Origin of the sequence: Dietzia sp. MNB45 (assembly GCF_051994785.1) — a bacterium.
Taxonomy (GTDB): Bacteria; Actinomycetota; Actinomycetes; order Mycobacteriales; family Mycobacteriaceae; genus Dietzia; species Dietzia kunjamensis.
In genome coordinates this window covers 145,816-158,285 of the sequence record NZ_CP163397.1, presented here as the reverse complement: position 1 = coordinate 158,285, position 12,470 = coordinate 145,816, and the positions used below count along the sequence as shown (strand labels likewise).

Annotated in this window: 11 protein-coding genes, 1 pseudogene and 1 other annotated feature; all 12 genes and pseudogenes read right to left on the bottom strand. The window is 65.6% G+C overall.

Annotation, left to right across the window (positions count from 1 at the left end; genetic code table 11):
* Nucleotides 1–22: 22 nt before the first annotated feature.
* The 12 genes and pseudogenes from AB5G72_RS00785 to AB5G72_RS00730 all read right to left on the bottom strand — a co-directional run bounded on the left by AB5G72_RS00785 (nucleotide 23) and on the right by AB5G72_RS00730 (nucleotide 12,248).
* Nucleotides 23–517, bottom strand: coding sequence for a preprotein translocase (locus AB5G72_RS00785; RefSeq protein ID WP_440220705.1), 495 nt, complete (start codon nucleotides 515–517; stop codon nucleotides 23–25).
* Nucleotides 505–1,284, bottom strand: coding sequence for a twin-arginine translocase subunit TatC (gene tatC / locus AB5G72_RS00780; RefSeq protein WP_440220704.1), 780 nt, complete (start codon nucleotides 1,282–1,284; stop codon nucleotides 505–507). The genes AB5G72_RS00785 and tatC overlap by 13 nt, the downstream gene beginning before the upstream one ends.
* Nucleotides 1,285–1,310: 26 nt before the next feature.
* Nucleotides 1,311–1,574: a twin-arginine translocase TatA/TatE family subunit gene (locus tag AB5G72_RS00775; protein ID WP_440220703.1), complete on the bottom strand. Its 264-nt coding sequence runs from the start codon at nucleotides 1,572–1,574 to the stop codon at nucleotides 1,311–1,313.
* A gap of 63 nt (nucleotides 1,575–1,637) precedes the next feature.
* Nucleotides 1,638–2,642 carry a dioxygenase family protein gene (locus AB5G72_RS00770; RefSeq protein WP_440220702.1) on the bottom strand — a complete coding sequence of 335 codons (1,005 nt, stop codon included), beginning with the start codon at nucleotides 2,640–2,642 and terminating at the stop codon, nucleotides 1,638–1,640.
* 641 nt (nucleotides 2,643–3,283) lie between these two features.
* Nucleotides 3,284–4,566 (bottom strand): IS3 family transposase gene (locus AB5G72_RS00765; RefSeq protein WP_440220693.1). Its coding sequence is split into 2 segments (ribosomal slippage): nucleotides 3,284–4,293 and nucleotides 4,293–4,566, totalling 1,284 coding nucleotides; the frame shifts between segments, so codons are not numbered across the junction.
* Nucleotides 4,163–4,297 (bottom strand) — a sequence feature (AL1L pseudoknot). Its footprint overlaps the gene before it by 135 nt.
* 295 nt (nucleotides 4,567–4,861) lie before the next feature.
* A pseudogene (locus AB5G72_RS00760) lies at nucleotides 4,862–5,041 on the bottom strand (TetR family transcriptional regulator); the annotation flags it as partial.
* Nucleotides 5,042–5,602: 561 nt separating this feature from the next.
* Complete coding sequence (locus tag AB5G72_RS00755) at nucleotides 5,603–6,649, bottom strand: oxygenase MpaB family protein (RefSeq protein ID WP_241504849.1); 1,047 nt, start codon at nucleotides 6,647–6,649, stop codon at nucleotides 5,603–5,605.
* Nucleotides 6,650–7,332: 683 nt separating this feature from the next.
* A complete protein-coding gene (locus tag AB5G72_RS00750; RefSeq protein ID WP_244294194.1) occupies nucleotides 7,333–9,255 on the bottom strand; it encodes a heavy metal translocating P-type ATPase in 1,923 nt (640 codons plus the stop codon).
* A gap of 48 nt (nucleotides 9,256–9,303) precedes the next feature.
* On the bottom strand, nucleotides 9,304–9,540 hold the full coding sequence (locus AB5G72_RS00745) for a heavy-metal-associated domain-containing protein (protein WP_154829634.1): 237 nt from the start codon (nucleotides 9,538–9,540) through the stop codon (nucleotides 9,304–9,306).
* A 135-nt stretch (nucleotides 9,541–9,675) separates the two neighbouring features.
* Nucleotides 9,676–10,416: a Crp/Fnr family transcriptional regulator gene (locus tag AB5G72_RS00740; RefSeq protein ID WP_440220701.1), complete on the bottom strand. Its 741-nt coding sequence runs from the start codon at nucleotides 10,414–10,416 to the stop codon at nucleotides 9,676–9,678.
* 45 nt (nucleotides 10,417–10,461) lie between these two features.
* Nucleotides 10,462–10,725, bottom strand: a complete 264-nt coding sequence (locus AB5G72_RS00735) for a hypothetical protein (RefSeq protein ID WP_154829636.1) — start codon at nucleotides 10,723–10,725, stop codon at nucleotides 10,462–10,464.
* Nucleotides 10,726–10,727: 2 nt separating this feature from the next.
* Entirely contained in the window at nucleotides 10,728–12,248 is a 1,521-nt protein-coding gene (locus AB5G72_RS00730) for a molybdopterin-dependent oxidoreductase (protein ID WP_440220700.1), read from the bottom strand.
* Nucleotides 12,249–12,470: the final 222 nt, after the last annotated feature.

Genomic DNA, 12,470 nt, shown 5'->3' with positions numbered 1-12,470 from the left:
TTCGTGAAATCATGGGCCGGGGTCAGACTTCGACGTGTTCAGGCTCGTCCACTAAGTTTGTGCCGTATGCGGCGATCCGGCGGGGGTCATCGAGGGGCAGCGAGTCGATGGGCAGGCGAACTGGGTGGGCTGCCGACCCGGTGGTGATGAACTTCTGCCCCGGGCGCACGCGACTTGCCTGCTCAGCCAGGTCGGCTCCAGTCTCGGCGCGCTCTACCTCGCGACTACTCTCCGTGCCCGCCACAGGCGAGGTCGCAGTGCTGTCAGCTTCATCGAGCGCCTCGCGCACGATCAGACGAGGGTCATATTGCCGCAGGTTCAGCGATTGCCAGTCGGCGCGCTGCAGGGGTATCCCCATCTCTTTCTCGGCCGTTGTGCGGGTCATGTCGATGAAGGCCCGCAGCGCGCGGACGGTCTCGGCGAGCTTCTGCGCGTAGATCGGCAGATTGTGTGGACCGAGGATGACCCCGGCGATGATCGCGAGCAATAGCAGCTTCTCGAACGTCAGACCGAACATGGTGCAGATCCCTGCCTTTCCGCCGAAAGGTCGGCGACCTCAGCGGTGACAGCTCGGCGGTCCGCCCGGCTGTCCCGTAGTTGGGTGATCGCCAGTGCGCCGGCGAACAGAATGGTCATGGGGACCGCGACCAGGAACATCGACAGCACGTCGGCGGCAGGGGTCACCAGTGCGCTGAACAGCGCGATACCGACGACGATGAGGCGCCAGCCGCCTCGGATGGTCTTCGCCGAGACCAGATCGAGGAAGTTGAGCAGGACGACAAAGACGGGCAGCACGAATGCCACTCCGGTCGCCAGCACGATCTTCATCACGAAGTCCACGTAGTAGGTCGCGGTCAAAATGGTGGCATCCTCGTTGGAGGACAATCCGGCCAGGAGCCGCACCATTTGCGGGAACAGCAGGAATCCGAACGCGACTCCGGTGGCGAACAGGGGGATCGCGCTTAGCGCGAATCCGACGGTGTACTTTTTCTCCCTCGCGGTCATCCCGGGCACCGCGAACCTGAACAACTCGACGAGCCACACCGGGCTTGCCAGCAGCACGCCGGTGAAGAGGGCGATTTTGAGCTTAAGGTCGAACGCCCCGGTCACCGTGTCGTAGTTCAGGCTCGCCTGCCGATACCGGGCGATCTCATCGATGGGGGCTCGCAGCACGTCAAGGATCTGGTCAGAGAGCAGATAGCCGGCGACGATGCCGACGAGCAATGCCACCGCCGCGCGAATGGCGCGGTTGCGCATTTCTCGGACATGGTCGGAGAGAAGCATCGTTCCCCGTGCGGCGGTAGCGGCAGTCACGATGCCCTGCTGACCGGGTTCAACTCCGGGCGGCCCGTGACCGGTGCGGCCTGATGATCCGTGGCCCCGGCCACTGCCGGGGCCACGGTGCTGGCAGTTGGCGCTGTGTCCGCGTCGGTCCCCTCGCGGACTTCGTCTTTGAGGATCCGCATCGACTGCCCGACGCTCTTAGCCAGCGCCGGCAGTTTCGACGCCCCGAAGACCAGAAGCATAATGGCGAGGATGACCAGGGCGTGCCAGCCCGTGAGATTTTGCAGCATGGTGTTTCTCCTAGAGATTAGGGGTCAGATCGAGCAGGGTGTGCCACCGTGGTGGCGGGGTAATCAGTTGCTCGGCGGGCCACCGTTAGGTGGCGTACCGCCACCGGGCGGCATCCCACCACCACCACCGGGCGGCATCCCGCCACCACCACCGCCGCCGGTGGCTTCGGTCGTGGTGTCGACGCCGACGGCCAATCTGCCGACGTACCCGGACGTGATGTCACCGGTGATGGTTGGCACCTGAAGGTTCCAGTCGCCGTCGGCGAAGATGCCGTCATCAGAGATCGCGGTGCCCACACCGGCGAGATTCTCGGCAGAACCGGCATACGCATCGAGTGCGTAGACGTCAGTGAGCATGTCCGGGGGGAAGGCCAGCTGGGATGTCGCGATGACGTTGGCCACCTCGGTCGCGGACTGCTCGTCGGGGTAGACCTCGAAGTGGATGTGGGTCCATCGGCCTGCGTAGCAGCCCGGAACGATGGTCTTGAAGGTCAACTCGCCATTGGTGTCAGCGACCTGGATGCCGCGTAGGTACGTTTCGTCCTCAGCGCCCTGGGAGTACATCGAGTACAGGCCCTGGGCGTCACACTGCCACGCGTAGACCGCCGCACCCTCGAAGGGGACGTTGCCGTTGGCCATGTCAGTGACGACGAACGTCAACTCGAACGGCACGCCCTCAACGGTCGTTCCACCGTCGAGGCTGGAGGTCAGATCACTGCGCACGATTCCGGACTCTTGCAACACGTTGACACCGTTGGTGCCATCAGCCGGGTACGGGCCGTTGGTCTCCTCGGGAATCTCAGCAATCGAGGACCCGGAGGCAGAGGTGGTCGTCGAACCAGACACCGAGCCGGCGCTGCTCGAACTGGAACTGCCCGGATAGCAGGCGGCGAGAGTGACCGCGCCGACTCCCGCTCCGACCAGGCCCAGCATCCGTCGGCGGGTGACCAAAGTCTTGGCGTCGAAACCCGCGCCCTGATCGACCAATTCATCGTCTGGGCGGGCCAGCAGACGGCCCTCGTACGCCGGCCCGTCCGGGGTCCGGTCAACTTCAGGGACGTGGTTCATGGTGCTTGCTCCTAGCTCGTAGGCGTCGGGGGTGTGAGCACCAATCTGACGGCAGTTCCTGGCAACTGCCTGTACGCGCACTGTAGGTCTGGTGGGAGTACGCCACTACTCGCGAAAGCGCTCAGAATCAGGTGGTCTCACAGCGAACGCCCGACTCGCCTCGCGGGGAAGGCGCTCCTCCGCCGCCGACCCCGGCACGGCGGGCCGACACTTCGCACGATCGCTAGCCGCCACTGCGCAAACTGCGCTGAACCGGGCTGCCCATCTACCAGCACTCCCGAATGCCACCCAGATCCACACGGCCAACCGCCCCAGAGAAGCCACCGGCGCCATTCACGATTCCATCAAGACCAGCCGGACTGCGCAGAACACGAGCTCCTGCGTGCCCGCCGGTAAACAGGTCTTATGTAAAGCCGAAAGAACCCTATGGTCTCGATACCGGCACTCACTGACGCGTACTCGAACCCTCATCGTCCTTGCCGTAGCGGGAATTTCCGACGGCGGCATCACGACGCAAGGACCGCGACTTCGGTGTCGCGTAAGAGCGTGGCACCAGCTTCGTCGCGCAACAGGTGGGCTCACGCGACGAACAAGCGCCGTTTACTTCTGACGCTGAACCGCCCCAGGTTTTCCGCCGCGCCCTATGTGGGTTGCAGCTCTCGGTTGAGAGCGGCGTAGTAGCTCTGCTCGAACTCGATGGGCGGAACGTAGCCCAGGCTCGAGTGGAGCCGGTCATTGTTGTACCACTCGACCCATGCGGCGGTCGCGTACTCGACGTCGGCGAGCGTCTTGTACGGTCCGTCGTGGAAGATCGACGAGCGGATGCACTCGGCCTTGTATAGCCCGTTGATCGTCTCCATGAGGGCGTTATCGTAGGCGTCACCGACGCTGCCGATCGACGGTTCGATCCCCTCGAGGGCGAGGCGTTCGGTGAACGCTACAGATGTATATTGGCTGCCTGCGTCCGAGTGGCTGATCAGCGATTTCGGCTCGACCGGGTGTCCCTCGCGGTCGCGTTGCCACAGCGCCATCCGCAGCGGCGTCATCACCAGATCCGTGGCCATGGTGGTCGCCGCATTCCAGGCAACGATGCGCTGGGCGAACACGTCGACGATGAACGCGACGTAGGCGAAGCCGGCCCACGTTCGGACGTACGTGAAGTCAGCGACCCACACCCGGTCCGGGCGATCTGAGGTGAAGTCCCGGTCCAGCAGGTCCGGCGCCCGCACTGCGTCCGAATCTGGGGAGGTCGTGTACACCTTCTTTGCCCTAACCACCCCGGATAGGCCCAGCGTGCGCATCGCCCGGTCCACCGCGCCCGGACTCGCTGCGGGTAACCCGGCCCGGCGGACCTCGGCGAGCATTTTGCGGCGCCCGTACAGCCCGGCTGGCTGCATCTTCCGGCGCCCCTGCGCATCGGGCTTCCACACCAGCTGCCGTATGACGTCCTCCACCTCGGCGTCGCTGACGACCCTCGCTGCGATTGCCCGCCGGGGTGAGGTCCACATCCGATAGGTGCGTGCGGCGATCTGCAGACCTGCTTTGCGCAGGCCACGGCAGACCGACTCGACCGCATGACCCTCGGCTCTCATCTGATCGATGAATTCGCAGATCACCGGTTGCGGGGGTCGAGCTCCCCCGCGAAGAAAATCGAGGCCCGGCGCATGATCTCCAGGTCCTCGGTCAGCCGCCGGTTCTCTGCCTTGAGGCGCTTGATCTCGGCGCTCTCCTCGGTGCTGACGCCGGGGCGTGCGCCTGAGTCGATGTCGGCCTGCACAGCCCACCTGCGGACCGTCTCCTTGCCCAGCCCCAGACGGCGGCCGATCTGGTCGCAGCAGGCCGTCAGCGACGCGTACTCCCCGCGGTGCTCGGCCACCATCCGCAGTGCCCGCTCCTTGACCGCGGGATCGATTTTCTTCGGCATACAACCATCCTCCTCGACTCGAAAAGGAGGCGGCGGGAAACCTGGGGCGGTTCACTGCGAGATGTTCGGTGAGGTTGGACAAGCTGCTCTTCGCGTAGCTGATGAGCACCCCGGACAGTCGCTCGCTGTTGAGACTGGCGGCCTGGAACGCAGTCAGTACGCGCCAGAATCGTTGCGAACCACCGTTGCTGGGAAGTATCGCCACGGCCGAATCGATCCACTCCTGAAGATTCGTCGACCAGCCCTGCTCGGGTGGGGTCAACTCATCGAGAGCCGCGCGCAACGCCGCCTCAAGCAAGTCCTCTTTGTCGAGGTAGTAGTGGGTGACATAACCGGTCGTCACACCGAGCTGACTGGCCACCCGGCGAAGCGAGACATGATCCAGCCCGCCGTCGGCGACCAGATCACACGCCGCTCGAGCGATCACCCGACGCGCGTCCTGCCCCTTCACCCCACCCGGCGTACGAGCCACCATCAACCGCATCCTCATCGTCGAAAGAACTCACCCTATGGCGATCGAGACCCGCAGACACCGAGCATCGAACCACCCTCATCCTCCAGCATGGGCCACCCGCCCGCATGGCGCCCCGACCACCACCTGCACCTCATGGTTGTGACGCAGGACACCCCTGGGCTAGCATCGCGGAGGCGGAACCACATAACAACTGTTATGTGGTGATCAGTATCACAAGCGCCGATGCGTGCGTCAAGCAAAAGCCAATAGAAGTCGGCGATCACCCGACGCCCGGAGCTGCCGCACGGGAACCCCAGCCCGAGGCCCCCAACCCTGACCCGACGATGGTGATAGCGGTGCCCCAAACCCGGCCGCTACGACGGTCCATCAACTATTTGGCGTCTACGGCAAGCTGCTCGTGCGTCACGCCGTTTTCACGGCATTGCGCAAAGCGCACCACGTCGTCGCGAGACTCTGAAGGTAGAGCCGGCCTGGACGAGTGGAGCTCTCAGGGTCAACCGACCGCAGAACGTTGCGCCAGGGAGATCCGCCACACACCGCTACGCCTTGAGTCGCCGCCTATCAGCTTGCCTGCGCCTTTGGTGTGGCGAACTCCAGTAGGTCGTCCCGATGATTGTGCTCGTACGGCGCGGGAGCGGAACCCTGCTGCCGGGCGGCGAGCAGGTCAGAGTATTGCTCGAGCGGACTGCGGGGGTCACCGAACTTCTTACGCGCCTCCTGCGGCGTGTAGACACTCGACGATTCTGCGTCCACCCCCCTGAGATAGCCCTCGAGAACCGGCCCGCCCCGCGGCGCGATGCGGTTGAGGAACCAGACCTGCGCGCGGGGGCCCCGGGCGAGTGCCGCCATCGCCGGTCGGATTGCCGCCGACGCAAGCGCATCGGTAACAGGCGACTGCCGCACGCCCATCATCGACCGCATCCACCGCGGATAGGTTGCCACGACGCCGGCCCTGACGAAGGGCCCCAACACCAACCGCATCGGTGCGGGCAGAGCGGTGAAAACGGTACGCATCCCGTCGAGGATGAAGTCGATGTTGTACATCGCAGCCTCGGAGGAAGCAAGCCGGTCGCGCCAGTCGTCGAAGTACTTCTGCACCTCGCCTCGGGTGCGCGGGACGTCATCGATCTCGATCGGCTGGAACTGCGCCGCGATCGCGCACTCGCGCCAGTACTCGTTCTCGTCGGACCGGCTGAGCTTGCCCGGACCGTACTTCTCGTAGACGTAGAGAATCGAGTGCCAGGCCGTCATATGAATCCACAATTGCGAGGACGGGCGATTGGAGTCGTACTCGCCGCCGGTCACCGGATTCGGGCCGTGGGCGCGCGCGTGCACCTTCATCAGCACATCCGACGACTTGATGACGGTCTCAGCGTCCCCGAAGAGCACAGTGGCGAAGTATTGGACCGTGCGGTCATAACGCACCGCCGGTCGCTGGACGACCTGCCCGCTGTGGTCAACGGCTGCGGTCAGATCCGGATCGAGATGTTCGATCGTCACCGACCGGATGAATCCGAACAGGGCCGACGTCGGATACGACCACACTCGTCGGGCCACCGAATCCGGGGCGAAAAAGCCCTCGTCCTTCCGAAGGTAGCGCGTAGTCACTCTGGACACCTCCTACGGCTTTGTAAGGCTAATTGACATTCACCCTAACATTGTCCAGTGGTCTGAGTCACGCGTAGACCATGACAACACCGACTGCGAGCCCCAACAGCAACCAGCGGGGATTGCGCAACCACATCGGTCACCGTCACCGCATCTGGAACACCACCATCGACCGCCGACACCGACAACCCCTGGCGGCGCTGGGCCAAATCGACCCCAGCCCCACCGCCCGGGCGCTCGACAGCCCCCAGACCCCGCCGACTTGGCCCGACGCCCGCGGACAACTCACTAACCATCGCGAAACCCTCGCCAAATAAGAGCGAGCATCGTGTCCATGCAGGTCAACAGCGCTGAATACCTTGCCTTTACGTCTATAGCGTTAACGCCGATAACGGACTTTCCCATCAAACGATGCCGATCACGCGAACTCGACTACTCCCCGAGTTGCCCACACATTCGCCCGACCCGCACGATATGAGCCCCCCTGTCGGAATCGAACCGACGACCTTCTCCTCCATCGCCTGACTGGCAGGGCATGCTGGCGTAACGCAGCTGGTTAGAGCGCACGCGAGGTCGGGGGATCGAGTCCCTCCACACCGGTACAACTCATCCGAACGAAGGCCGCCCGCGTCGCCGCGGGCGGCCTTCGTCGTCTGCCGGACGCTTCCTGCAACAGGGTCCGATCACACTCGGATCGCGTCTCGGCCCCCGGTTACGAGGTCGAGTTCCCCCTCTTCTCGCGGGGCCTCGACTCCCTTCTCGAGGGTTGGCCGCAGGAGGAGCATCGCGATGGCGATCACCGCAAGGACGGATACCTCGTGGACCAGCATCCCGATCGACATGGTCACGCCCCCGGCGAACAGTCCGGCCAGCAATGCGACCACGGTGACCAGGGCGATGGCGATGTTCAGTCGCATGGTCCGGACGGTCCGCTTGGCCAGGCCCAGCGCGTAGGGCAGTCGCGGGAGCCTGTCGGCCATCAGCGCGATGTCTGCGGTCTCGATCGCGGCGGGTGAGCCGGCGGCCCCCATCGCCACCCCGATGTCGGCCAGCGCCAGCGCCGGGGTGTCGTTGACCCCGTCACCGACCATGGCGACGGTGTGGCCGCGGGACTGCAGCTCGCGCACGATCTCGACCTTGTCCTCCGGCATGAGTTCAGCACGGATCTCGTCGACTCCGAGTTCGGCGCCGACGTTGCGGGCCACCCGCTCGGCGTCGCCGGTCGCCATAACGACCCGGATCCCGGCGTCGTGCAGGGCCTGGATCGCGGCCGGCGCGTCGTCACGGATGGTGTCGGCTACAGCGACGATCCCGACTGCCCGCCCGTCGACCCCGACGAACATCGCGGTCTTGCCCTGTTCGTTGAGCTCGAGGATGCGCGCATTGTCGGGACGGTGATCGAGCAGGGCTGCCGACCCGACCGCGACCATCTGTCCTGCCACCTCGGCGCGGATGCCCTTGCCCGCCACCGGTTCGGCGGCCTCGACCATCCCGACCTCCAGGCCGGCGTCCCGGGCGCCGGTGATGATCGCCTCGGCGAGCGGGTGCTCGGAGGCGGTCTCGGCGCGCGCGGCCAGCACCAGCACCTGCTCGCGCGAGTAGTCGTCGTCGAGCACGTCCACGTCGGTCAGGACCGGGCGACCGTTGGTGAGGGTGCCGGTCTTGTCCACGACGACGGCGTCCACCTTCGCCGACCGTTCGAGGTATTCGCCGCCCTTGATCAGGACGCCGTCCTTGGCGGAGCGGCCGATCCCGGCGACGATCGACACGGGGATCGAGATCACCAGGGCGCCGGGGCAGCCGATCACCAGAAGGGTGAGCGCGAGCTCGATGTTGCTCATGGTGGCGACCAGCGACCAGGGAAGCAGGCCAACGACCAGGGCCGAGATCATCACGGCGGGGGTGTACCAGGTCGAGAACCGTTCCATGAAGGTCTGGGTGCGGGCCTTGTCGTCTTGGGCGTCCTCGACACGGTGGACGATCCGGGCGAGGGTGGTGTCGTCGCCGATGCCGACGGCCTCCACGCGCAGGACTCCCGACCGTAACCAGGTGCCGGCGAACACCTCGGAGTCCTCGGACTTCTCGGCCGGAACGGATTCGCCGGTGATGGTCGCCTCGTCCACGCCGCCGTTGCCCGAGATCACGCGGCCGTCGACAGGAACCTGCTCGCCGTTGCGCACCAGCACGATGTCGCCGGGTTCGAGTTCCCATACCTCGACGATCTCCGGCTCCCCGTCACGCAGGACGGTGGCGGTCTCGGGCGCGGAGTCGACGAGGTCGGACAGGGCCCGGCGGGTGCGGTTGAGAGTTGCCCTCTCTAGGGCTTTGCCGAGGGCGAACAGGAAGGTGACCGCTGCCGACTCCCAGTAGTTGTCGATGAACATGGCCCCGACGGCGGCGACCACGACCAGGAGGTCGATCGAGATCATCCGGATCCGCAGGGCCTGGACCGCCGAGACGGCGATCCGGTAGCCGGCCACCAGCGCGGCGGCGATCATCAATCCGTCCGCCGCGGCGTCGGCCGAGGTGAGTCGGCCGACGAGCCAGGAGGCGATGATGAGCAGGCCGGAGGCCGCCACCACGCCCCAGGTCTTCCATGATTTCAGCATTGCCCTGTCTCCCTCGCGTGTCGAAGTGCGGTCGGTGCGGTCGCGTCAGAACGCCGACGGCTTGACCGCGTAGCCGACCTCGGCGACCGCGGCGACCAGGTCGCGTACGGAGACCTTCGCGGGGTCGTAGTCGACCAGTACTCGTCCGGAGGCGAACTTGACCTCCGCGGACTCGACTCCGTCCAGTCCGTTCAGCTTGTTCTCGATCTTCGCGATACACGACGGGCATGAGAACTCATCCGAACGCAGGACGATGCTCTTGATCTGCTCGCGGACACTCATGGTGATCCGAGCTCCTCTCCGATGACCGTTCCTGTGGGAACCGGGCACGTTCCTTACGTGCACATCTGACCCTAGGAGCGGACGGAGGAACCTTCCTTGACGCCGGTCAATTACCGCGAAATCAGCGATGAGCAGCTATTCGCCTGCGGTCAGCCTGTCGAGTGCGATGGGGTCGAGGACCGAGACCCACTCGCGGCCGGAGTCGATGACCCCTGCCCTCTTCAGAGCCGCCATCGCTCGCGAAGCGGACTCCACGGTGGAGCCGGCGAGCCCGGCGATGTCGTCGCGCCGGAGCCGGACCTGGAGCAGTCTCGAGCCGTCCCGCTGGGGACTGCCGAACTTCCGGTCGAGGTACAGCAGCGCCGAGGCGACCCGCCTGTCCACCGACTGAGTGGCGCGCGCGATCTCGCTGTCGCGTGCCTGCGTGAGCCGCTCCTGCTGCATCCACATCAGTGCCAGGGCGAGGCGCGGGTGGTCACCGACCACTTCCGCGAGGGAGTCGGCGGGCAGGAACAGTGCGCAGGTGGTCTCCATCGCCCAGGCGGATTCGGTGGCCACGGCGGGCTCGGTGCGCAGTGGCCCCACGGTATCCCCCGGGGCGGCGATGTCGACCGTGATCTCGCGTCCATCGACGGTGTCACGGGTGACGCGCACCCGACCCGAGACCACGAGGTACGAGCCGGAGAGTTCATCCCCGGCGAGCACCAGCGGATCCCCCTCCGCCCAGGACCACGCGGTGAGGTGCCCGTTCACATCGCGCCGGTCATCGGGCGAGAGTTCCCGGGTCAGCGGGGAACCAGCCAGCACCCGCATCCGGACCTCATCCGAGCACGAGTGCGGGTGGGAGCAGTTGCGCCGGACCGGGTTTCGGGACATCCCAGGACTCTTTCCGTTCGACGACGTCTCGGCCGTTCGGCCGACTCAGTCCGAGGGGTGAATCCGGGACGAGACCACCCGGAAGTCACCCACGCGGGCGAGGGCCTCATCGATGATCGCCGGGTCCGGGCGGACCGTGTCCGGGTGCTTGACGTACAGCTGGGCGTGGTCGGTCCCTGTCAGTTCGAAGGTGGCCTGACCCAAGCCGTGCTCGGCGAAGATGTCGTAGAGCGCCTGCAGTGCCTTCTTGACGTCTCTGTCGGTGCGGACGCCGCTGACCTCGAAGCGACACGACACGATCTCGGGCACGGTCAAATCCTTCCGTTGAACGCCTGAAGCGCGGAATCCTCGCGGGTCCCGCCCCGGCCATCACCGTACTCCGCGTAGTCGGCGATCCACCGGATCGAGCGCACCCACTTGACGTGCTTGTAGCCGTGGTTGGACTCGACCCGCAGGCGAGCCGGGGCGCCGAGGTGCGTCTCGAGTGGGTGGCCGTTGCGCTCGTACGCCAGGATCGTGTCGTCCTCGTACGCGGTCTCCACATCGATCACCGCGTAGAAGGGCTCGCGCGGTCGGTTGTCGTACATCTTCTGGGCCAGCCCGTACGAGTCGATGAGCACGTAATTGCCGCCCTCGGGCCTGGGGCCGAGTTCGTCCAGGAGGTCTCGTAGCCGCACACCGGTCCAGCGGGAGGTGGCCGACCAGCCCTGCATGCACGTGTGGATCGCCACGTAGGAGGTCCGGGGCAGGGCTCGTAGATCGTCCAGGGTGAGGACCTTCTCGGCGCCGGTGGTGTCGTCGCCGACCATCACGGTGTAGCCGTCCCAGTCGTCGTCGCGGGCCGCCACCCACTGGGGCGACTCGTCGTCGGTGGGCGGTAGGCCGTTGGTCCAGTGAAACTCCGAGATGTCCTCGTCGGTATAAGTCGACTGTCGGCCCATCCGCGGCCGCAGCCTGTTGAGGAAGATCCGCCGCCCGATCTCGGTGACGCCGGCGGTGAACCGCTGCGCCCGGGCCCGGTCGGCCAGTGACCAGTAGCTCAGCGCGATCCAGAACACCACCACCGCGACGATGGTCGCGATGGTGATGGTGAAGGCCTGGGCGGCGCGGGAGGTGTCGGTAGTGCCGAACACCATGTGCACGAGGTTGTGTTCGGCGTGCACGAGGAACACCAGGCCGACGTGCATGATGATGAACGCCGTGATCAGAACCATCAGGATGAAGTGCAGCGACCGGGCTCCCTGGTGGCCGCCCCAGAGCTTGAAGTACCAGGGGAACCGCGAGCGCACCGCTGGCGCCATGGCGACGCCCGTGAGGATGAGCAGCGGGGCGAGGACGAAGATCACCACGGTATAGGCGAGCATCTGCGCGGCGTCGTACGGGTCGAAGTGCTCGATCGCCGGGGCCCGAAGACCGAGGTACATCTTGATGGACTCCCACGCCTCGGGGAACACGTCCCAAGAGGTGGGGATAATGCGCTGCCACAGTCCCGTGGCGAACAGCAACACCACGTAGATCAGGCCGTTGAGGACCCACAACATCACCGATAGGCCGTGCCAGTGTCGTCCGAGCCCGATGTTCTCCCGGCCCGGCAGCCCGATGAGCGGAGACAGCGACTTCTCGTCCATCAGGGAGGTGTAGACGCCCTCCTCCTTCGGCAGCCTGCGACGGGTGAACCGTAGCCACTCGGTTCCCGGCTTGCAGTCGTTGCGCCACCACAGCCGCGGCATCGAGGACAAGATCTCCCAACCCGACCGCAGCAGCATGCCGATCAGTATGAAGTTGATCAGGTGGGAGGCACGCAGCCACAGGGGGAAGTCGGGGTTGATCATTCCGTTCACACTCCAAAGGTCCAACCGGGGGTATATGGCCTCTACGTCCCTGACGACGTTGACCATATACGGCACACCGTTAACAAACGCCCGGTCCAGCGCCACCCGATTCGGGCAAGATCGGTCGCCATCTCTCCGGCCCCGCCGAAGCCCGGGCCACCTCGCATGGCGGGCGCGCGGCGCGAGGTCGGCGATCACGTCATTGCCTTACAGCATCTATCT

Bases quoted from the DNA above. Each gene is read 5' to 3' on its own strand.
- AB5G72_RS00785 (WP_440220705.1), bottom strand. From the start codon at position 517: ATGTTCGGTCTGACGTTCGAGAAGCTGCTATTGCTCGCGATCATCGCC.
- tatC (WP_440220704.1), bottom strand. From the start codon at position 1,284: ATGCTTCTCTCCGACCATGTCCGAGAAATGCGCAACCGCGCCATTCGC.
- AB5G72_RS00775 (WP_440220703.1), bottom strand. From the start codon at position 1,574: ATGCTGCAAAATCTCACGGGCTGGCACGCCCTGGTCATCCTCGCCATT.
- AB5G72_RS00770 (WP_440220702.1), bottom strand. From the start codon at position 2,642: ATGAACCACGTCCCTGAAGTTGACCGGACCCCGGACGGGCCGGCGTAC.
- AB5G72_RS00745 (WP_154829634.1), bottom strand. From the start codon at position 9,540: ATGAGTGTCCGCGAGCAGATCAAGAGCATCGTCCTGCGTTCGGATGAG.
- AB5G72_RS00740 (WP_440220701.1), bottom strand. From the start codon at position 10,416: ATGTCCCGAAACCCGGTCCGGCGCAACTGCTCCCACCCGCACTCGTGC.
- AB5G72_RS00730 (WP_440220700.1), bottom strand. From the start codon at position 12,248: ATGATCAACCCCGACTTCCCCCTGTGGCTGCGTGCCTCCCACCTGATC.